The organism is Dickeya lacustris (genome assembly GCF_029635795.1).
In the GTDB taxonomy this organism is placed as follows: Bacteria; Pseudomonadota; Gammaproteobacteria; order Enterobacterales; family Enterobacteriaceae; genus Dickeya; species Dickeya lacustris.
Genome location: NZ_CP114280.1, coordinates 2,888,861 through 2,910,697, shown reverse-complemented (window position 1 = coordinate 2,910,697; position 21,837 = coordinate 2,888,861). Strand labels below are relative to the sequence as shown.

Genomic DNA, 21,837 nt, shown 5'->3' with positions numbered 1-21,837 from the left:
CCGTGATGCCGCTCTAACGTAGGTGAGACGCAACGCCACAGACAGCAATAGCAATCAGCGCTGTCTGTGGCGTTTTTTATGCTCTGCGCGCTAGCGGCACCGCACTAGCTGCACCACCGCACGGTTATCATCAGCCCGGCCACACTTTGCATAAGCGCCACCGGACAATGACAACACCACTGGGCAATGACAATACCTTCGGACAATGACAACACCCTGGCTATTTATTGCGGCTTCAGTGCGGCGTTTTCCTCCTCGGCCATCACCTCTTTTTGCACGTCAGGCACCGCAGGCGCGACTTTTTTAGCCCGCACGCGTGAAGGCACCGGCCCACCGCGACGCAGGTCGATATCACGAATCAATCGCTCCAGATAGCGATCGGTGAAAATCGAATCCAGCGGACGGCTCAATTTACGGCGCCAGTTCGGATATTGCTGGTCAGTGCCCGGCACATTCACCGGTGCCGCCATATCCAGCCAATCCTCCAGTTGCAGGCCCAGCAACGCGCTGGCGCTGTCAGCCATATAGCGCTGTACGCCTCGGTTAAGCTGGGCGCTCATGGTCGTCAGCGCCGCATTATGCCCGACGCGCTGTGGCAATAGCCCCTGTTCATGTAACGCATCCAGCAGCCCTTGTTTGGCACACTCACGCGCGTCAAGCTGCTGCTGGAGCTGCTCCGGGTCGGGATAGAGGCCAAGATCTTTACCCAGCGTCAGATCAACGCCTTGCCAGTAGCCACGCAGCGTCGCCAGATCGTGCGTGGTAATGGTCGCCATCGAACGGGGCGGATAGTCTTGCGGCGCGCGGAAACGACCGTGCTGATCTTGTTCGAAAAACAGCACCTTGTACGAGTAAATGCTGTTATCGCGCAGCTTATGCACAATCTCTTCCGGCACGGTGCCCAGATCTTCACCGATCACCAGACAGCGGTGGCGGTGACTTTCCAGCGCCAGAATGCCCAACAGATCGTCTAAGGGGTAATGCACATAAGCGCCGCAGTCAGCGCCATGGCCGTCGAGTATCCACCACAAGCGCATCAACCCCATCACATGATCGATGCGCAACGCGCCGCTATGCGCCATGTTATGGCGCAGCAGATCGATAAAGGGCTGGTAATCACGCTGGCGCAGCCGTAGCGGGTGCATCGGCGTCAGGTTCCAGTTCTGCCCTGTCGGCCCGAGCGGGTCGGGTGGCGCGCCAAGTGTAACGCTCAGGCAGTGCAGTTGCGGTTCAGCCCAGGTATCTACGCCGCCCTGCGCCACGCCAACCGCCAGATCGCGGTACAAACCGATTGGCATGCCCAGCTGTTTACTGCGTGTAAAGCAGGCGGCAAGTTGGTCATGCGCCAGCCACTGTAACCAGCAATAAAAGCGAATTTCATCAGCATGCTGCTGGCGAAAACGCAACGCTTCCTCGCCTCGCGCATCATGAAATGCGTCCGGCCAATGCTGCCAACCGGCAACCGGCAAGCCTTGCTGCTTAAACCACGCCTGTAGCGCATCATACGTTGCCTGCTGTTGCAGGCTTTCGCCATGGGTTTGCAGGAATTGCCGGAACGCACTTTGACGAGGGTCAAGGGCGCTGCGATGGTTAAAATGGGCAAACGCCAGACGCAACGCCGCCATTTTCAGCGCCATCACCGCACTGTAATCCACCCAGCGGCTGGCGCGAGCGCGGGTTAGCTGGTGCTGGATGTCTTCCTGTTGTAACCAGTCGCGGGCCGCCTCACTGTGGTGAAAATCATCCACCTGATTGACATCAATATAAATAATATTGAGCCAATGGCGTGACGACGGGCTATAGGGGCTGGCGGCCTCCGGTTGCGTTGGGTAGAGTGCGTGTAACGGGTTCAGGCCGACAAACGCCCCGCCGCGACGAGCCACCTGTTCCACCAGCGCTTTTAAGTCACCAAAGTCGCCAATCCCCCAGTTGTGCGCCGAGCGCAGGGTATACAACTGCACCGTAACGCCCCACCAGCGTTTACCCTGAGTTAATGGCTCTGGCTCATAACAGCGCTCAGGGGCGACAATCACCCGGCTACGCCACTGCTGCTCGCCCTGGGTTAGCGTCAGCTGGTGATAGCCGAGCGGCAGGTTATCCGGCAGCGTCAACACCGCCTGGGCGTTAACCCGCCCTTCTATCATGCCGCCTTTTTCATACAGCAGCGTCCAGCCGTAATCGGCAGCGCCACGTAGCGGCAAAGAGTGAGGCTGGTTTTCACGCAACACACTCACCGCAGGCAGCGGCGCAGGAGCGGCGGGAGCGGCCTCATCAAGCAAACGTTGCAGTTGCTCACGGATAGTCGGATCTATCGTCTGTTCATGACCGTAAGCGTCTTTATAGGTATCAGCGATATAGGTATCAGCGATGCCCACTTGGGGGGGCACGGATTTTTTTGCTTTCAACACCATGGTATTGATTCCTTAATCACGCACCGTCCAGATGCGTTTTTGATAATCATGAATTGCCCGATCGGCACTGAATATCCCCATATGGGCGGTATTCAAAATGCAGCGGCGCGTCCATTCATCAGGTTCACGATAAAGCGTATCCACACGCTGTTGAGCCTGGCAATAGGGCGAAAAGTCCGCCATTACCAGATAGGGATCGCCCTGTTTTAATAAACTGTCCAATAGCGGGGCGAACGCGGTTTTATCTCCATTGCTGTATGTCCCGTCAGCCAGCTCGTCAATCACCGCTGCCAGTAACGGTTCTTTATCAAGGATCTGCTGCGGTTGATAGCCGCCAGCTTGTAACGCTTTTACTTGCTCAATGGTATGCCCGAAAATAAACAGGTTTTCTGCTCCGGCGGCTTGCGCCATCTCCACATTCGCCCCATCAAGCGTACCGACCGTCAACGCGCCGTTAAGCGCCAGTTTCATGTTCCCGGTGCCGGAGGCCTCCTTACCGGCCGTGGAGATCTGTTCTGATACGTCCGCCGCCGGAATAATGCGCTCGGCCAGAGAGACACGATAATCCGGCAGGAAAATAACCTTCAGGCGATCGTTCACGCGCGTATCCCGGTTGATGTGTTCCGCCACGCAATTAATGGCGTAAATAATGTTTTTCGCCAGCACGTAGCCCGGTGCCGCCTTGGCGCCAAAGAGAAAAATGCGCGGCACAATATCCAATCCGGGGTTAGCGCACAATCGTTTATATAACGACAAAATATGGAGTAAATTGAGGTGCTGACGTTTGTATTCATGCAAACGTTTAATCTGCACATCGAACAGCGCCGTCGGGTCAAGACGAAGACCATATTCTCGTTGCAAGAACTGCGTCAGTTGTACTTTGTTGTCCTGCTTTATCTGGCGATAACGGGCGCGAAACGCACTGTCTTGCGCATAGGGAGCCAGAGCTGCAAGCTGTGGCAGGTCACGCTCCCATTCGCAATTGAGCGTCTCGCTAATCAAGGCGGAGAGCGCGGGGTTACACAGTTTTAGCCAGCGGCGCGGGGTGATGCCGTTAGTGACATTGTGAAATTTGGTCGGCCACAGTTGGTGGTACTCAGGAAACAAATCACGCACAATCAAATCCGAGTGCATCTGCGCCACGCCGTTAACGGCAAAGCACACCACCACGCACAGATTGGCCATTCTGACCTGACGGCGAAACACAATCGCTAGCCGCGCCCACACCTTTTTATCACCCGGCCAGCGCGCTTCAACCTGCTGGCGCAACTGCGCATTAAGGGTTTTGATAATCGACAGATGACGCGGCAGCAAACGGCCAAACAGCCGTTCGTCCCAGCATTCCAGCGCTTCGGGCATCAGAGTATGGTTGGTGTAGGCAAACAACCGCGACGTCAATGCCAGAGCCTGATCCCACGGCATTTCGTATTCATCCAACAGCAGGCGCAATGTTTCCGGGATGGCGAGCGTCGGGTGCGTATCATTTAACTGCACCACTTCATAATCCGCCAGCGAAGCCAGTTCCCGGCCCGCGCGTTCATGGCGACGGAAAATATCCGCCATTGAGCAAGCGCACTGGAAATACTGCTGCATCAGGCGTAATTTTTTGCCCGCAGCGTGATTATCATTCGGGTACAGCACTTTCGTCAGGCTGGCGGCCTCGATGCCCTGCTGTTCCGCTTTCAGGTAATGTCCGTCATTAAATGCCGCCAGTGAAAAAGGTTCACTGTGCGTCGCCTGCCACAGCCGCAGAGGTTGCACCACGCCATTGCGATAGCCCATCACCGGGATATCCGTGGCCTCGCCGACCACAACGTGCGCCGGTATCCAGCGTTCGCTGCCATCCGCCTGCACCACCACTTCACCACCGAAGCCAACTTCTACCGCCCGTTCAGGGCGCGGGCGCGACCAGGGATAACTCTCCCGCTGCCAGTCGTCTGCCGCCTCACACTGTAGATTGGCATCAAAATACTGGCGAAACAGGCCATATTGATAGTGCAAGCCATACCCCGTCGCGGGCTGATCGGCGGTCGCCATCGCATCGAGATAGCATGACGCCAGCCGCCCTAAGCCACCATTGCCTAAAGCCGGGTCGGTTTCCTGCTCCAGCACATCACTCAGCGCCAGCCCATGCTGTGCCAGCACGTCCGCCACCGCCTCATACCAGCCGAGGTTAAGCAAATTATTCCCCGTCAGCCGCCCCGGTAAAAACTCCATTGAGAGGTAATTGACGTGGCGCACGCCAGCCACAGGCGATAGCGGAGAGCGACGGGAGGCGGTCAGTACATCAAGCTGCTCTGCCAGCGCAACACTCACAAACTGCCAGCACTGGCGCAGCGACAGCGCCTGTAGCGACGGCATGGCACTGGCCAGTAACTGGCGCTGCAATGCAGCGGCAAAGCGGGAAGAATCGAAGGGTGATGACATCGTGCCTCTCTCCTGTATCGGTGATGGAAAAAGGCACGGTCGGGATCAGCACAACTCCAACTGTACCTTATGTTGTTCGATAATCTTCAGCACACTGGGTGGCGGTAACTGATCGGTAAAAAGATAGTCGATCAAGTCCATATTCCCCAAATTAACCATCGCGTTACGGCCAAATTTGGAGTGGTCTGTCACCAGCATCACACAGCGTGAGTTTTCGATAATGGCTCGCTTGGTTCGCACTTCGTGATAGTCAAACTCCAGCAATGAACCATCCATATCAATACCGCTGATACCCAAAATGCCAAAATCCAGCCGAAACTGAGAAATAAAGTCCAGCGTGGCTTCGCCAATAATACCGCCGTCACGGCTGCGTACCTCGCCGCCGGCCAGAATCAGGCGGAAATCCTCTTTGGCCGTCAATAACGTTGCAACATTCAGGTTATTGGTGACAACTCGTAATTCCTTATGGTTCATCAGCGCGTGGGCGACGGCTTCCGGCGTTGTACCAATATCAATAAACAGCGTAGCACCATCGGGGATTTGGCTGGCGACTTGTCTCGCAATCCGGGCTTTTTCATCCGACCACATCATCTTCCTGTCATGATAGGCGGTATTGACGGAGCTGGAGGGCAAAGCCGCGCCCCCGTGATGGCGGTGAATCTTGTTTTGTTCTGCCAGATCGTTTAAGTCACGGCGAATGGTCTGCGGGCTGACCGCAAAATGTTCAACCAACTCTTCGGTACTGACATACCCTTGCCGACGCACCAGTTCAATAATGGCGTCGTGCCGCTGCGTTTGCTTCACATTATTCCCCTCAAATACCGGCATGCGTTATGTCGGTCAATCACAAACCCTATTCCTGCCATATGTGCGCAGGCGCGCATCAGCGCCGTGCGGTTAACTGCGGGTATTGCGCCAGGCCATCAATAATCCTATCACCAGCCCGGCAACGTGCGCGGCGTTAGCAATAGACATCCCCAATACATCGAAATACCCGGCTATCAGCCACACCAGCGCAAAGACCATCACGCCACGCGGTAAATGCAGCGGCCCCTGCGGGTTGCGTTCGCCATAGAGCCAGACATACCCCATCAAGGCATACACCACGCCCGACAAACCGCCAAAATAGATACCGCTAAACCAGGCCTGCACCGCCCCGCTAATGGCCGCTGCCAGCAATAATATGACGCACAGTCGCCGGGTACCCAAAAACCGCTCAACCGGGCCGCCAAGATACCACCACCACATGAGGTTAAAGAGTAAATGCAACAGCGAAAAATGCAGTAACGCGTGGCTAAACCAGCGCCACAGCTGTAGCGTTTGCCCGTGGTCAGGGAACGCCAGCCGCCCCATCACGCGCTCAACGCCATAGAGCTGCATCAACAGATACACCACAACCGTCACCGCCATCACCCCGAGCGTCAGCGGCCCTGCTCGCTGGCGCAAGGTGTGCAAATACGAAAAAGAGTGATAGCGCAGCCCGCTTTCCGTGGTGCCGGTTTGCCAGCTGGCGGCTTGATAACGCGCATGCCCGGGCTCTTGTAAAAAACGCGCCAGTTCTTGCTGTACCCGGTCAAAAGCGCTGTCGTCCGGCAGCCAGATATCGACCTCATCTTCATTGAGGCGAATCACCAGTCGCACTCGATGCGTGTGCATATAGTCAACAAATGCCTGCGCCAAACGCGGATTTGAGAGCGTAACGATTCGGATCATGGCACCTGCCTTAGACTGTGCGCACCTAACAATCAAGGTGGCTTACATGTATGTGACCGATTCTAAAACATTTATCGCCGCATGCGCAGCGCCACACCCGAGATTCCCCACGCTCTTGCTGCATTCATGTGAGGGGTTTCACACCCCTGACACGTCGCGACAGCCTTTTGCTGATGCGGTGGCGTAAACGCTACGCCTGTGCGACATCCTGCGGAAAACGCTTCTGCCAGGCGTCGAACCCGCCATCAACGCTATAAACGGCCTCAAATCCAAGGCTAATCAAATAATTGGCGGCGTTACGGCTACTAATTCCGTGATAGCACATCACCATGACCGGCTGCTCAAAATCTGCCCCGCGTACAAAATCGGCCAGCGTTTCATTGGTAAGATGCGTAGAACCCGGCACATGCGCACCGGCGAAACTCTGCGGATCGCGGATATCGACCAGCACACTGCCCTGTTGCCAGCGTTGATAGGCTTGCTCGACATCGATTGCTTCAAACTGCTCCATGAACGGCCTCATGATGTGTTGATACCTAGCCACTGACGCCACCCGGCGCAAATTAGCGCTAACGAAGATGACGGCATGATGACCACGGCGTTGATTGTTATTGAATTGTAAGCGCGGAGCCCGCCGTATGGCTACTTTTCTGCATCAACTTTTCCGCGTCCCCTGCCGGGCGTGTCATGACAGATCAATGACAGAGCATTGACGCTACGGGCATTACCCCTAAAAAAAGAGCGGGATTAAACCTGTCATTTATTGGTCAAATCGGTCAGGAAAACTGTTATCCGTATCACGCAAAAAACACGCACGAATGTTTTTAATTGGTTAACGCTTGGCTAACATGTTTGTTTTCGATTACTATAATGAGCGAAAACGAACATTATCGCGTTTAATGACTATTACAGCTTTTGATGTGGCGGAGGAAACAACGTGGAAACCAAAGATCTTATCGTGATCGGCGGAGGCATTAACGGCGCAGGTATCGCAGCAGATGCCGCCGGACGTGGCTTGTCGGTGCTATTGCTCGAAGCGCAGGACTTAGCCAGCGCCACCTCTTCCGCCAGTTCTAAACTGATCCACGGTGGCCTGCGCTACCTGGAACACTATGAGTTTCGTCTGGTCGGCGAAGCGCTCTCCGAGCGTGAAGTGCTGCTGAAAATGGCTCCGCACATTATTTTCCCGATGCGCTTTCGTCTGCCGCACCAACCGCACCTGCGTCCGGCCTGGATGATCCGCGCGGGCCTGTTTATGTATGACCACCTCGGTAAGCGCGTCAGCCTGCCGTCCAGCCACGGCTTGAAATTTGGCCGCGAATCGGTGCTGAAACCAGAATTGACGCGCGGTTTCGAATATTCCGACTGTTGGGTGGACGATGCCCGTCTGGTGGTGCTCAACGCCCAGGAAGTGGTGCGTCGTGGCGGCGAGGTGAAAACACGCATGAACGTAACGCGCGCCCACCGGGAAAATGGCCTGTGGGTGGTCGAAGCGCAAGACACGCTCAGTGGCGAAACCCACCGCTGGCAGGCCAAGGGGCTGGTCAACGCCACCGGCCCGTGGGTACGCCAGTTCTTTGATGACGGGCTGCAACTGCCGTCGCCTTATGGCATCCGCCTGATTAAAGGCAGCCACATCGTGGTGCCGCGCGTGCATCATGAAGAACAGGCTTATATCCTGCAAAACAAAGACCATCGCATTGTGTTCGTCATTCCGTGGCAGGACGACTTCTCCATCATCGGCACGACCGATGTGGAATACAAAGGCGACCCGCGCGAGGTGAAAATTGATGATAACGAGATGCGCTATCTGCTTGATGTGTATAACGATCACTTCAAGAAACAGCTGACGCGCGACGATATCGTCTGGAGCTATGCCGGTGTACGTCCGCTGTGTGATGACGAGTCTGACTCGCCGCAGGCTATCACCCGCGATTACACCCTGTCAGTGGCGGACGATAATGGCAAAACGCCGCTGCTGTCGGTATTTGGCGGCAAACTCACCACCTATCGTAAGCTGGCGGAACATGCGCTGGAGAAATTACTGAAATACTATCCGCAGGCCGGACAAGCCTGGACACGCAACGCCGTGTTACCGGGTGGTGATATCAGCGGCACGCGCGATGATTACGCCGCCACCTTACGCCGCCGCCATAACCTGCCGGAAGCGCTGGCGCGCCGCTACAGCCGGACTTACGGCAGCCAAAGTGAGAAAATTCTCGCAAACGTACAGGGCGCGGGCGATCTGGGTGAACATTTCGGCCATTCGCTGTATGAAGCGGAGCTGCGTTATCTGGTCGAAAACGAATGGGCCGTCGAACTCGACGACGTTATCTGGCGTCGTACCAAGCTGGGTATGCTGCTCGATAACGAACAGCGCCAGCGCGTTGCCGCCTGGCTTGCGGACTATCGCCATAAGCTCGCCGCAGCAGGTTAACGTATAACCTAACGAAAGTGAAAATCCCCCCGGCAGGCCATCAGCCTGCGGGGGGATTTTTTTAGCACTCCGAACCTACCCGGCTACAACCGTATCGGCTTGATGTGCCAAATCTCGTCGGCGTACTCCTGAATGGTGCGGTCAGAAGAGAAATAGCCCATATTGGCGATATTGTGCAGCGTGCGGCGCGTCCATTCGTCCTCATCGCGGTAAACATCGTCCACTTTGTCATGGGTATCCACATAACTGCGATAATCCGCCAGCAACTGGTAGTGGTCGCCGAAATTAACCAGCGAGTCAAACAGGTCGGCGTAGCGCCCCGGCTCATCCGGGCTGAACGCGCCGGTGGCGATTTGCGTCAATACCCGGTGCAGTTCCTCATCCTGATTGTAGAATTCGCGCGGGTTATAACCACTGCGTCGTAGCGCCTCTACCTGCTCGGTGGTATTACCGAAGATAAAGATGTTGTCATCCCCTACCCGTTCGCGCATCTCCACGTTCGCGCCGTCAAGCGTACCGATAGTCAGCGCGCCATTGATGGCGAACTTCATATTACTGGTGCCGGAAGCTTCGGTGCCCGCCAGTGAAATCTGCTCGGAGAGATCGGCGGCAGGAATAATTATCTGCGCCAGGCTCACACCATAGTTGGGAATAAACACAATCTTCAGCTTATCTTTCACCGCCGGATCGTTGTTCACCACTTTGGCGACATCGTTAATCAGGTGAATGATGTGTTTGGCCATGTAATAGGCCGAAGCCGCTTTACCAGCAAAAATAGCGACACGCGGCACACGATCGAGATCCGGGTCATCTTTGATGCGGTTATACAGCGTTATCAGGTGCAACACGTTGAGCAACTGCCGTTTGTACTCGTGGATACGCTTGATTTGCACATCAAACAGCGCATTCGGGTCAACCACGATATCAAGATGCTGGGCGATATAGAGCGCCAGCCGCCGTTTGTTTTCCCGTTTGGCACTGCGGACTTTTTGCAAAAACGAGGGGAAATCAACGTGCTGCTTCAGTTCTTCCAGTTGACCTAAATCCGTGCGCCAGGTTTTGCCAATCGTATCATCCAGCACTTTTGACAGCGACGGATTCGCCAGCGCCAGCCAGCGTCGCGGCGTGACCCCGTTGGTTTTATTACAGAAACGCTCAGGATAAATACGCGCGAAGTCGGCAAACAGCGATTGCACCATCAAATCGGTATGCAGTTGCGACACCCCATTGACCTTGTGGCTACAAATCACCGCCAGCCACGCCATGCGCACCTTGCGCCCATGCTCTTCGTCAACCACCGACACCCGTTTTAGCAGGTCAGGCTCATTCGGGAAACGCTCTTGCACATCCTCCAGAAAACGCTCGTTAATCTCAAAAATCAGCTGTAAATGGCGCGGCAGAATTTTACCCATCATATCAACCGGCCAGGTTTCCAGCGCTTCGCCCATCAAGGTGTGGTTAGTGTAAGAGAACACTCGCGTCACCACATCCCAGGCGACGTCCCATTTGAATTTATGCTCGTCAATCAACAGGCGCATCAATTCCGGGATGGCCAGCACCGGGTGGGTGTCATTCAGGTGGATGGCGAATTTTTCCGCCAGATTGCTGTAGGTTTTGTGCATCATCCAGTGGCGGCTCAGGATATCCTGCACCGTGGCCGACACCAGAAAATACTCCTGACGCAAACGCAGTTCACGGCCCGAATAGGTTGAGTCATCCGGGTAGAGCACGCGCGACACGTTCTCTGAGTGGTTTTTGTCTTCTACCGCCGCGAAGTAATCGCCCTGGTTAAACTTACCGAGGTTAATTTCGTTACTGGCCTGCGCCGCCCACAGCCGCAGCGTGTTGGTGGCATCGGTATCAAAACCGGGGATAATTTGATCATACGCGCAGGCGATGATCTCTTCGGTTTCCACCCAGCGGGTTTTACTGCCCTCTTGCTGAATACGACCGCCAAAACGCACTTTGTAGCGGGTGCTATGGCGCGGGAACTCCCACGGGTTGCCATACTCCAGCCAGTAATCCGGCGACTCGGCCTGACGGCCATCGATGATGTTCTGGCGAAACATGCCGTATTCATAGCGAATGCCGTAACCGCGCCCCGGCAGCGCCATGGTAGCGAGCGAGTCGAGGAAGCAGGCCGCCAGTCGGCCCAGACCGCCGTTACCCAGCGCCGGATCATCCTCTTCTTCAAGCAATTCGTTGAGATCAAGCCCCATGGCGTCAAGCGCCACTTTCAGGTCATCGTACATGCCCATCGCCAGCAGCGCATTCGACAGGGTGCGGCCAATCAAAAACTCCATCGACAGGTAGTAGACCTGTCGCACATCCTGCGACAATTGGGCGCGGTTTGAACGCAACCAGCGCTCGACCATGCGGTCGCGCACCGCCAATACCGCCGCATTCAGCCAGTCATGTTTACTGGCGATGCTGGGGTCTTTACCGACGGTAAACATCAGTTTATAGGCGATGGAGTGTTTCAGCGCATCAACGCTGAGGGTGGGTGAATTGTAAGTAAACGGAGAATTCATAATTTCATTCCCTATGGATGCGAATTACCACAGACGTTGATACAGCGCACGATAAGCCTTGGCTGCAACCTGCCAACTGAAATCCATTGCCATCGCCTGGCGCTGCACATAACGCCATAGCGATGGACGAGACCACAACACAAACACCCGACGAATCGCCCGTGACAGCGACGCCACATTGCAATCGCTAAACACAAACCCGCTTGCCAGCCCATCGGCCAGGTTTTCCAGCGAGCTGTCTGCCACGGTATCGGCCAGCCCGCCGATACGCCTGACCAGCGGCAACGTGCCATATTTCAGGCCGTAGAGCTGGGTTAACCCACATGGTTCGAACCGGCTGGGCACCATGATAACGTCCGCCCCGCCGATAATGCGGTGCGAAAACGCTTCGTGATAACCAATCTGCACGCCGACACGACCATGATATTCCGCCGCCGCCGCCAAAAACCCTTCTTGTAGCGTGGCGTCGCCTGCCCCTAATACCACCAGTTGCCCGCCTTGTTCGAGCAGCGTCGGCACCGCCTGCAACGCAATATCCAGCCCTTTCTGACTGGTGAGGCGGCTGACTATCGCAAACACCGGCACGCGGTCGTCCACTTTAAGCCCCATCGCGGTTTGCAGATGACGCTTGTTCTCTGCTTTACGCGCCAGCTCATCGCGGCTGTAGGTCGCCGTGAGCAGCACGTCCTGCGCCGGGTTCCAGACCGCATCATCCACGCCGTTGAGAATACCGGACAGGCGGCCCGCCTCTTCCCGCACCTTCAATAGCCCCTCCAGCCCGTAGCCAAATTCCGGCTGCGTTATCTCGTGGGCGTAGGTCGGGCTGACGGTGGTGATATGGTCAGCGTAATACAGCCCGGCTTTGAGGTAGGAAATCTGGCCATGGAACTCCAGGCCATACATGTTGAAATATTCCGGCGGCAGCCGCAGGTCGCTCATGTGATGGGCGTCAAACAGCCCCTGATAAGCCAGATTATGTACGGTAAATACCGATTTAGCCGGTCGTCCTTTCGCCGCCAGATACGCGCAGGCAAGCCCGGCATGCCAGTCGTGCGCATGCACAATATCCGGCCGCCAAAACGGATCGACGCCGCTTGCCATTTCCGCGCCCATCCACCCCAGCAAGCCAAAGCGCAGAAAGTTATCGGCATAGGCAAACATTGACGTGTCGTGATACGGGCTGCCCGCTCGCTCATACAAGTGCGGCACATCGATAAGATAGATACCGACGCCGTTATAATGGCCGTAACGCAGCGTCACCCGCCCGCCAAACGTCTCCAGTTCGCGCACAATCTGCGTATCGGGAATGCCTTTTTTCAGGTCGGGAAATGCTGGCAACAACACCCGTACGTCCATCCCCGCTTCGATTTGTGCCGCAGGCAACGCCCCGACCACATCCGCCAGTCCCCCGGTTTTCAGCAAAGGGAACAGCTCTGAACACACATGTAATACCCGCATCTTTTCTCCCGTAAGGCCACTCACCCCACGCGATGAATGGCCATCATTCACCCCGGCCAACCGTCACCGGGTCAGTCACTGCTCAGGCTTTCAGTTTGGCTAGCATGGCGCGCGTCACCAGCACCACACCCTCCTCGGAACGATAAAAACGGCGGCTATCCTCTTCGGCATTCTCGCCAATCACCATGCCTTCGGGAATTTCACAGGCGCGGTCAACGATGCAGCGGTGCAGGCGGCATGATCGCCCCACTTTGACATCCGGTAGCAGGACGCTTGAGTCAATGCTGCAAAACGAGTTGATGCGCACCCGGGAGAACAGCACCGAGTGTGTCACCACCGAACCGGACACAATACAGCCGCCGGAAACCAGTGAATTCATGGTTAAACCGTGGCTGCCGGAGCGGTCTTGCACGAACTTGGCCGGAGGCAACGCTTCCATCGCCGAGCGGATAGGCCAGGTATGGTCATACATATCCAGCTCCGGCGTCACGGAGGCCAAATCGAGATTGGCGCGCCAGTAGGCTTCCAGCGTACCGACATCACGCCAGTACGGCGGCGCGTCGTCGGTCGAGGTGACGCAGGAGAGCGTGAACGGATGCGCCCAGGCCAGCCCCTCGGCCACGATTTTCGGGATCAGGTCTTTGCCGAAATCATGGCTGGAGTCAGAGGTACACACATCCTCTTCCAGGCGACGATAGAGATAATCGGCGTTGAACACATAAATGCCCATGCTGGCTAATGCCATGTCCGGGTTGCCGGGCATCGGCGCCGGATTAGCCGGTTTTTCATCAAACCGGGTGATGCGATGGTCTTCATCCACGCTCATCACACCAAAGGCGCTCGCTTCACTGATAGGCACCGGAATACAGGCCACCGAGCACTCAGCGCCTTTTTCCACGTGATCCAGCAACATGCGGGAATAGTCCATTTTGTAGATATGATCGCCAGCCAGAATCACCACATACTCGGCACGATAGCGCCGAATAATGTCGAGGTTATGGCAGATGGCATCAGCCGTACCGCGATACCAGTGATCGTTTTCATCATGACGCTGCTGGGCGGGCAGCAGGTCAACAAACTCATTCATTTCGGTATTCAGGAATGACCAGCCACGTTGAATATGCTGCACCAGCGTATGCGACTGGTACTGGGTTATCACCCCAATACGGCGGATACCTGAATTCAGGCAGTTAGACAGGGCAAAATCGATAATCCGATATTTACCGCCAAAATGAACGGCGGGCTTGGCGCGATGCGCGGTTAAATCTTTCAGTCGTGTTCCCCGCCCGCCGGCCAAAATCAGGGCGACTGATTTCAGGGGTAATTGTCTGGCCAGCATCAGAGGGTCATGCTTGTCGGTACTCACCATGTCGGGCTCCTTGTTATCGTTTTGCTTGTCGCTTTTTTTGTTGTTCTGACGGCTTTTCTTGTGCGTTAGAAGAAAGCGTGGATGTTGAAAACAGTGTCTGTGGTTCTACCGTGTGAGCCTGCGGTTCCGGGGTCAGTGGCCTGGACGCCCTGACCCAGACGCACACGGCGTGCGCCGGGGCCTGCCAGGTTTCTCCGTCCGGTGCTTGTCCGGCCACGCTAAAAGGCGGTGCCACCTGCCAGCGCCCGGCAGGTAAAGAACCGGCAGGTAAAGAAAAGGTGCAAGGATGCGGCGTGGCGTTGATAACCAGTAACCAATCCTCAGAGAGCTGGATCTGCAAACGGCGCTCCCCCTGCTCCCACTGCGCGGGCGTCAAGGCGTCGCCTTGTTGGTTAAGCCAAACCACATCGTCTTCGCCCTCGCGCCACCAGTGCGCCCGGCGCAACGCAGGGATAGCACGGCGTAGCGCGAGCAGCCCGGCGGTGAAGGCAATCAGGGCGCTGTCGGCACGTTCCCAGTGCAGCCAGGCCAGCGCGTTGTCCTGACAATAGGCGTTGTTATTACCGGACTGACTGTTGCCGAACTCATCGCCCGCCAGCAGCATCGGCGTACCCTGAGACAGCAGCAACGTGGTCAGCAGCGCCTGCTGACTGGCAAGGCGACGCGCCTGTGTTTCGTCGTCAGCTTCCAGCCCTTCGGTGCCATGGTTAAAACTGAAATTACTGTTCGTGCCATCACGGTTTTGCTCGGCGTTGGCTTCGTTGTGCTTGTGGTTGAAACACACCAGATCGCGCAGCGTAAAGCCATCGTGTGAGGTCAACATGTTGACCGATGCCCACGGCAGGCGGCCATCGCGCTCAAACACTTCGCTGGAGGCGGCGAAACGACGGGCAAACACGCCAAGCGGCACGTCGCCATGCAGCCAGAAACGGCGGATATCGTCACGAAAACGGTCATTCCACTCGACGAACGGAGCCGGAAAGCGCCCAAGCTGATACCCGTCCGGGCCAATATCCCAGGGTTCAGCAATCAGTTTGCAGTTACGCAGCGTGCGGTGATTACGCAACGCGGTGAAAAAGGGCGCACTGGCGGAAAACGCCGGGGTGCGCCCCAGCACCGTCGCCAAATCGAAGCGGAAACCGTCCACATGGCAGACGTCGTGCCAGAAAGCCAGGCAATCAATCACCCAGTGCAACACCGCCGGGTGCGACACGCGCAGCACGTTGCCGCACCCCGTCCAGTTGTGATACTGCCCGTCATCGGTCAGCCAGTAGTAACTACGGTTATCGATGCCGCGCAGCGTCAGCGTGGGCCCGGCCATATCCAGCTCGGCGCTATGATTGAACACCACATCGAGAATCACCTCGATACCGGCACCGTGCAGCGCCCGCACCATATCGCGGAACTCGTTGAGCGGGTCATCACTGGCCGCCAGCGAGCTGTCCACCGCAAAGGGCAATAAGGTGTTATAACCCCAATAATTGCGCAGCCCCATCTCCTGCAAACGCGGCTCATCGGCATGTTGCTGCACCGGCATCAGCTCGATGGCGGTAATACCAAGTGAGGTCAGATAGTCGAGCATGACCGGATGCGCCAGACCCGCATAGGTGCCGCGCAGCGGCTGTGGGATAGCAGGATGGCGCTTGGTCAGGCCACGTACATGCGCCTCATACAGCACCGTTTCACTCCACGGCGTGCGCGGCAGGCGGTCGCCCTGCCAGTCATAAGCCTCATCGACCACCACGCTGCGCGGCATCACTTCTGCGCTGTCGTGCGGATCGGGCTGGTCATAACCGCCGTGCAGACGTTCATCATCCACCACCCAGCCATCCATCTGCCGGGCGCAAGGGTCAAGCAGCAACTTATTAGGATTAAAACGCAGCCCGTGCGCCGGGTTAAATTCACCGTAAACCCGATAGCCATAGCACAGGCCTGGCTGCGCATCCGGCAAGTAGCCGTGCCAAATATCTCCGCTACGAACGGGCAGCGGCAAACGCAGCTCACACAGGCCGTCGAAAATGCACAGCTCCACGGCGGTGGCGTGCGATGAGAACAACGCAAAATTCACACCGTTACCGTCGTAACTGGAGCCTAATGGTCGCGGACGCCCTGCCTGCAATTCCACCATTACCCCTCCCTGACCAGATAAAGCGTCGCCAGGGGCGGCACGGTTAACACCAGCGAATGCGGTCGGGAGTGGCTGCCAATGTTGTCACTGGCGACCAGGCCCTGATTGCCAAGATTGCTGCCGTGATAGTGGCAGGAATCGGTATTGAGAATTTCACGCCACTGGCCCGCCTGATTCACGCCCACCCGATAGCCCTCGCGCGGCACCGGGGTAAAGTTGCTGATAATCAGCACCTCATTGCCGCTGTCATCACGGCGGATAAAGGCAAATACCGAGTTTTCCCGGTCATCCACCACCACCCATTCAAACCCTTCGTGCAGATAATCGCACTGATAGAGCGGCGGATGCTGGCGATAGCAGTGGTTAAGGTCACGCACCAGCGCTTGCACCCCGGCATGCCAGCCTTGCGGCTCATCGAGCAGATACCAGTCCAGACTGGCGTCATGGTTCCATTCGCGCCCTTGGGCGAATTCACTGCCCATGAACAGCAGTTTTTTGCCGGGATAAGCCCACATAAAGCCGTAATAGGCGCGTAAATTGGCAAACTTCTGCCAGACATCGCCGGGCATTCTGTCCAGCAGCGAGCGCTTGCCATGCACCACTTCGTCATGCGAGAGCGGCAGGACAAAATTTTCGCTGTAGGCATAGAGCATGCCGAAGGTCAGCAAGTCGTGATGGTGTTTCCGATGCACCGGGTCGAGCTGCATATAAGCCAGCGAGTCATGCATCCAGCCCATGTTCCACTTGTAGTGAAAGCCCAGCCCGCCGTGCTCCGGCGGCAGCGTAACCCCGGCATAATCCGTGGACTCTTCCGCCACGGTAATCGCCCCGGCATGATGCTGGCCTAGCACCTGATTGGTGTAGCGCAGGAAAGAGATCGCCTCCAGATTCTCCTTGCCGCCGTAGTAATTCGGCACCCATTCGCCATCGCGACGGCTGTAATCGCGATAAATCATTGACGCCACCGCATCCACCCGCAGGCCGTCGATGCCGTAACGTTCTGACCAATACAAGGCATTGCCCGCCAGATAGTTACGCACTTCATGGCGGTCGAAGTTATAAATCAGCGTGTTCCAGTCCTGATGGAAGCCCTCTTTCGGGTCGCCATACTCATAGAGCGCGGTGCCATCAAAACGCGCCAGCCCGTAGCTGTCGGACGGAAAATGGCCGGGCACCCAATCCAATAGCACGTTAATGCCCGCCTCATGGAAGGCCGCTATCAGATAGCGAAAATCTTCAGGGGTGCCAAAACGCCGGGTCGGTGCGTATAACCCGAGCGGCTGATAGCCCCAACTGCCGTCAAACGGGTGCTCTTGCACCGGCATCAGTTCGACATGGGTAAAGCCCATCTCTTTGACATAAGGCACCAATTGCTCCGCCAGCTCGCGATAACTGAGCCAATGGTGGTTATCCGGGTGACGACGCCACGACCCCAGATGCACTTCGTAAATAGAAACCGGCGCTTGCAGGTCATTGGCGCGGCGGCGCGTTTCATCCACCGGGACGCACTCTGGCAGTGCGCGCACTAACGAGGCGTTATCCGGGCGCATTTGTGATTCAAACGCATACGGGTCGGATTTCAGCAACACGTTGCCGTAACAATCGATGATTTCATACTTATACAACTGGCCGGGCCCGACATCCGGCACAAACAGTTCCCACACCCCGTTTTCACGCCGCAAACGCATGGGGTGGCGGCGACCGTCCCAGAAATTAAAATTGCCCACCACTGAGACGCGCTGGGCATTCGGAGCCCACACAGCAAAACTGGTACCGGCTACCCCATCGAACGTTTTCGGGTGAGCACCCAGTACCTCGTAGGGGCGCAAGTGACGCCCTTCGGCCAACAGCCAGATGTCCAACTCCTGTAGCAGCGTACCGAAACGGTAAGGGTCTTCGAGAACCTGATAACTTTGCGGCCAGTTGACAGCCAGTTGGTAATGAAAGGGGTTTTTACGTCGGGGGATCACCGCTGAGAAAAACCCTCGCGGGTCAAGGCGATGCAACCCGCTCACTTTGCGCCCGGTGCGGGCATCCAGGACATTCACCTCGGTGGCATCGGGGAGCAATGCGCGCACCTCCAACCCCGCATCGGTGCTATGCATACCTAAAACGGCGAAAGGATCGGCGTAATGACCGGAAAAAAGGAGATTAATGATGTTCTGATCGGAAAATCCTGACATGGCATCCGTCCTCTGAATTAACCATCTGAATAAAGTAAAGATGTTAACGAAACAGGTCGTTTTTTCGGCATTTTCGTTGATCTACACACGGCCTGCGTCAATAACATAAAAGGAACCCACCTGACCCCATAAAAAAAGAGGGCTAACCTGAATAAAGAACACCGAGCAGTAATACCTAAGCCTGCGAAGCATTCTTCAGGTAAGCCTAAGATTCAGCTTAGTCAAGAAAAGAGAAAATATTTGAGACATTGGATAATTTTTTGCATTCAACACCCATAAGAAAAAATAATTAATCATAGCGTTAGCGAATATTGATCCTGCTCGGGGCGAGCAAACGCGTAATTCCTAAAATCGATTGATCTCACAAGGAGGTGTAACATTTATGATCGGCCAACTCGATTTGACCTTGTCACTGCTGCAACAAACCTGCGTTTATCTGGTCATCGCGTACTTGTTGAGCAAAACCCCATTATTCACGCCGTTGACGCAAGTGACCGTGCGTTTGCCGCACCAGTTGCTCTGCTACCTGACGTTTTCGCTGTTCTGTATTCTTGGCACCTGGTTTGGCCTGCACATCAATGATTCGATAGCCAACACCCGGGCGATAGGCGCGCTATTAGGCGGCGTGCTGGGTGGCCCGTCGGTAGGATTTTTGGTGGGATTAACCGGCGGGTGGCATCGTTATTCACTCGGCGGCATGACCGCCACCGCCTGTATGCTGTCCACCATCGTCGAGGGGTTAGTCGGCGGCGTACTGCACCACTATCTGACGCGCCGCCGCCGTCTTGACCTGCTATTTCAGCCGCTGGTGATCGCCGCTGCCGGTATCGTCGCTGAAGCCTTGCAGATGTTGATAATCCTGCTGCTTGCCCGGCCTTTTGACGCCGCGCTGACGCTGGTCGGCAACATTGCGTTGCCGATGATGATTACCAACAGTCTGGGCGCGGCGATGTTTATGCGCATCTTGCTTGACCGACGCGCAATGTTTGAAAAATACACCTCTGCGTTTTCCGCCCGAGCGCTACTGATAGCCGCCCGCGCAGAAGGCATCCTGCGAGAGGGATTCACCCCTGACACCAGTATGCGGGTGGCGCGAATTCTCTACGAGGAGCTTGGCGTGGGCGCGGTGGCCATTACTGACAGGGAAAAATTACTGGCATTTATCGGCATCGGCAGCGATCACCATCTGGTCGGTTCGCTGATAACATCACCACACACCCATCAGGCCATTGACCAAAACCAGGTTGTCTATGCCGATGGCAACGCCACGCCCTACTGCTGCACGCTCTCCGAGCAGTGCAAATTGGGCTCAACGCTGGTGATCCCCCTGCGCGGCGAAGAGCAGCGGGTGGTCGGCACCATTAAGTTATATGAGCCAAAGAACAAGCTGTTTTCGAGTATCAACCGCACGCTGGGCGAAGGCATCGGCCATTTATTATCGGCGCACATCTTTGCCGGGCGCTTTGAGCAACAAAAGCAGCTACTGGTACAGTCGGAACTCAAGCTGTTGCATGCTCAGGTGAATCCCCATTTTCTGTTTAACGCGCTCAATACTCTGTCAGCGATTATTCGCCGCAACCCGGATCAAGCGCGCCAACTGGTACTATCGCTCTCGACCTTCTTTCGCAAAAACCTCAAACGTAACAGCGATGACGTGCCACTCAGCGATGAACTCGAACACGTGAACGCCTATCTCGACATTGAAAAAGCGCGCTTCTCTAATGTGTTAACGGTTGAGATAGCGGTTCCGCCCGCCCTGCGACACGCCAGACTCCCCGCGTTCTCGCTACAACCGCTGGTAGAGAACGCCATCAGGCACGGCATTTCCCAAATGCTGGGAAATGGCCATTTGCGTATTAGCGCGCGGACACACGCAACCATGCTGGAGCTGACGGTGGAGGACAATGCGGGCAACTATTCGCCACGTAATGGCAGCGATGGACTGGGCATGAACCTGGTCGATAGGCGTATTAAAGCGCGCTATGGCCATCACTACGGGATAACCGTCACCAGCCAGCCTGCACAATTCACCCGGGTACAAATCAGGGTGCCGCTGCACATGACATCACCATAATCGCAGGCAAAAGAGCAGACATGCCATACCGCGCGACGGCGTCATGCCCACAAAGGGTTGATGCTCGAGGTCACTCGCGCTCGGGGTCACAATGGTTGATATCACTATGGTTAATATCACGATGGCGGCGATAGCTATGACTGGTATAGCTATACCAGTCATAGCTATGGATAGTCATCCAGGCGGGATAACTCGCCGGATAGCCGTAACTGGTTATCATGCACCAGTTCGGTAAGAAAATTGGCGACTCTGCGCACTCTTGGCGTATGCGACAGGTCTGAATGAATGACGAGCCACAGCGGATACTTAACGTTAAGCGTCTCACTTAAGCGAACAAGCCCGTGACGGTGCGCGATAAAATGCGGTAATAACGCGACCCCTGCGCCAGCGCTCACAGCGGCAACCTGTGTGGCCAGCGATGTGGTTTCTAACACCAGCGCTCTGCCCTTGAGCTTCTCTGCTGTCCACTTTGCCATTGGCAAATGCGAGAGCGCCTCAGCCCATCCAACAAACCGGCCATGCGCATAGAGAGCGTCTGGCGAGTGATCCGTCAGGTTATCGCTATACTGCTGGCTGCTGTACAGGCTAAAACCCAGTTCCCCTAACCGCCGAATCACCACATTCCCCGATTCAGGCTTCACCAAACGTAACGCCAGATCGGCATCAAACTGGTGAATATTCACAATTTTACTGTCGGTGATAATTTCAAGGCTCAGTTGGGGGAGCTCTCGTTGCAACACCGGCAAAGCAGGCAAAATAAGCTCACTGGCCAACATGTCGGTTGTCGCAAGCCGGACACTCCCGACAACCTCTCCCGGCGTTCTACAACGGGATAACAGCGTCATTGCCGCCGTCTCCATCGCCTCTGCACTCGGCAAAATATGCGCCCCTTCCGCCGTCAATTTATAACCAGAATGATGATGGGCGAACAAACTCACACCCAGAGCGGCCTCAAGACGTTCAATTCGGCGCGACAAGGTTGATATACCTAATCCCAGATGTTTTGCCGCATATCCCAGCGTGCCATGGCGAGCGACGGCTAAAAAAATAAGGACATCATCCCAAATAATTTTCTGGTTTTTTTTATCATTTTTCATAAATGAAAA

Annotated in this window: 12 protein-coding genes and 1 pseudogene; 2 read left to right on the top strand and 11 right to left on the bottom strand. The window is 56.0% G+C overall.

Going from position 1 to position 21,837, the window contains the following annotated elements; genetic code table 11:
- Window positions 1–224: 224 nt before the first annotated feature.
- The 5 genes from malQ to glpE all read right to left on the bottom strand — a co-directional run bounded on the left by malQ (window position 225) and on the right by glpE (window position 7,062).
- Entirely contained in the window at window positions 225–2,411 is a 2,187-nt protein-coding gene (gene malQ / locus O1Q98_RS13180) for a 4-alpha-glucanotransferase (RefSeq protein WP_125260916.1), read from the bottom strand.
- Window positions 2,412–2,423: 12 nt separating this feature from the next.
- Complete coding sequence (gene malP, locus O1Q98_RS13175; protein ID WP_125260917.1) at window positions 2,424–4,838, bottom strand: maltodextrin phosphorylase; 2,415 nt, start codon at window positions 4,836–4,838, stop codon at window positions 2,424–2,426.
- A 45-nt stretch (window positions 4,839–4,883) separates the two neighbouring features.
- On the bottom strand, window positions 4,884–5,642 hold the full coding sequence (locus O1Q98_RS13170) for a DeoR/GlpR family transcriptional regulator (protein ID WP_125260918.1): 759 nt from the start codon (window positions 5,640–5,642) through the stop codon (window positions 4,884–4,886).
- A 93-nt stretch (window positions 5,643–5,735) separates the two neighbouring features.
- The gene (glpG, locus tag O1Q98_RS13165) at window positions 5,736–6,551 is read right to left on the bottom strand and encodes a rhomboid family intramembrane serine protease GlpG (RefSeq protein WP_125260919.1); all 816 of its coding nucleotides are present in this window, start codon (window positions 6,549–6,551) and stop codon (window positions 5,736–5,738) included.
- A gap of 190 nt (window positions 6,552–6,741) precedes the next feature.
- Window positions 6,742–7,062: a thiosulfate sulfurtransferase GlpE gene (gene glpE, locus O1Q98_RS13160; RefSeq protein WP_125260920.1), complete on the bottom strand. Its 321-nt coding sequence runs from the start codon at window positions 7,060–7,062 to the stop codon at window positions 6,742–6,744.
- 426 nt (window positions 7,063–7,488) lie between these two features.
- On the opposite strand from glpE, the gene glpD reads away from it, so the two are divergent.
- On the top strand, window positions 7,489–8,988 hold the full coding sequence (gene glpD / locus O1Q98_RS13155; RefSeq protein ID WP_125260921.1) for a glycerol-3-phosphate dehydrogenase: 1,500 nt from the start codon (window positions 7,489–7,491) through the stop codon (window positions 8,986–8,988).
- A gap of 83 nt (window positions 8,989–9,071) precedes the next feature.
- Here the strand turns inward: glpD and glgP are convergent, their stop codons facing one another.
- The 5 genes and pseudogenes from glgP to glgB all read right to left on the bottom strand — a co-directional run bounded on the left by glgP (window position 9,072) and on the right by glgB (window position 18,657).
- Complete coding sequence (glgP, locus tag O1Q98_RS13150; RefSeq protein WP_125260922.1) at window positions 9,072–11,519, bottom strand: glycogen phosphorylase; 2,448 nt, start codon at window positions 11,517–11,519, stop codon at window positions 9,072–9,074.
- A 24-nt stretch (window positions 11,520–11,543) separates the two neighbouring features.
- The gene (glgA, locus tag O1Q98_RS13145) at window positions 11,544–12,977 is read right to left on the bottom strand and encodes a glycogen synthase GlgA (RefSeq protein ID WP_125260923.1); all 1,434 of its coding nucleotides are present in this window, start codon (window positions 12,975–12,977) and stop codon (window positions 11,544–11,546) included.
- 82 nt (window positions 12,978–13,059) lie between these two features.
- Window positions 13,060–14,346, bottom strand: coding sequence for a glucose-1-phosphate adenylyltransferase (glgC, locus tag O1Q98_RS13140; RefSeq protein WP_125260924.1), 1,287 nt, complete (start codon window positions 14,344–14,346; stop codon window positions 13,060–13,062).
- A gap of 139 nt (window positions 14,347–14,485) precedes the next feature.
- A pseudogene (glgX, locus tag O1Q98_RS13135) lies at window positions 14,486–16,474 on the bottom strand (glycogen debranching protein GlgX); the annotation flags it as partial.
- The gene (glgB, locus tag O1Q98_RS13130; RefSeq protein WP_125260926.1) at window positions 16,474–18,657 is read right to left on the bottom strand and encodes a 1,4-alpha-glucan branching enzyme; all 2,184 of its coding nucleotides are present in this window, start codon (window positions 18,655–18,657) and stop codon (window positions 16,474–16,476) included. The pseudogene glgX and the gene glgB, both read right to left, overlap by 1 nt.
- Window positions 18,658–19,039: 382 nt before the next feature.
- On the opposite strand from glgB, the gene O1Q98_RS13125 reads away from it, so the two are divergent.
- On the top strand, window positions 19,040–20,731 hold the full coding sequence (locus O1Q98_RS13125) for a sensor histidine kinase (protein ID WP_125260927.1): 1,692 nt from the start codon (window positions 19,040–19,042) through the stop codon (window positions 20,729–20,731).
- Window positions 20,732–20,895: 164 nt separating this feature from the next.
- On the opposite strand, the gene O1Q98_RS13120 is transcribed toward O1Q98_RS13125, so the two are convergent.
- The gene (locus O1Q98_RS13120) at window positions 20,896–21,828 is read right to left on the bottom strand and encodes a LysR family transcriptional regulator (protein ID WP_125260928.1); all 933 of its coding nucleotides are present in this window, start codon (window positions 21,826–21,828) and stop codon (window positions 20,896–20,898) included.
- Window positions 21,829–21,837: the final 9 nt, after the last annotated feature.

What these genes read in the sequence shown, in the direction of transcription:
- malQ (WP_125260916.1), bottom strand. Translation starts at nt 2,411, where the DNA reads ATGGTGTTGAAAGCAAAAAAATCCGTGCCCCCCCAAGTGGGCATCGCT.
- malP (WP_125260917.1), bottom strand. Translation starts at nt 4,838, where the DNA reads ATGTCATCACCCTTCGATTCTTCCCGCTTTGCCGCTGCATTGCAGCGC.
- glpG (WP_125260919.1), bottom strand. Translation starts at nt 6,551, where the DNA reads ATGATCCGAATCGTTACGCTCTCAAATCCGCGTTTGGCGCAGGCATTT.
- glpE (WP_125260920.1), bottom strand. Translation starts at nt 7,062, where the DNA reads ATGGAGCAGTTTGAAGCAATCGATGTCGAGCAAGCCTATCAACGCTGG.
- glgP (WP_125260922.1), bottom strand. Translation starts at nt 11,519, where the DNA reads ATGAATTCTCCGTTTACTTACAATTCACCCACCCTCAGCGTTGATGCG.
- glgA (WP_125260923.1), bottom strand. Translation starts at nt 12,977, where the DNA reads ATGCGGGTATTACATGTGTGTTCAGAGCTGTTCCCTTTGCTGAAAACC.
- glgC (WP_125260924.1), bottom strand. Translation starts at nt 14,346, where the DNA reads ATGGTGAGTACCGACAAGCATGACCCTCTGATGCTGGCCAGACAATTA.
- glgB (WP_125260926.1), bottom strand. Translation starts at nt 18,657, where the DNA reads ATGTCAGGATTTTCCGATCAGAACATCATTAATCTCCTTTTTTCCGGT.
- O1Q98_RS13125 (WP_125260927.1), top strand. Translation starts at nt 19,040, where the DNA reads ATGATCGGCCAACTCGATTTGACCTTGTCACTGCTGCAACAAACCTGC.
- O1Q98_RS13120 (WP_125260928.1), bottom strand. Translation starts at nt 21,828, where the DNA reads ATGAAAAATGATAAAAAAAACCAGAAAATTATTTGGGATGATGTCCTT.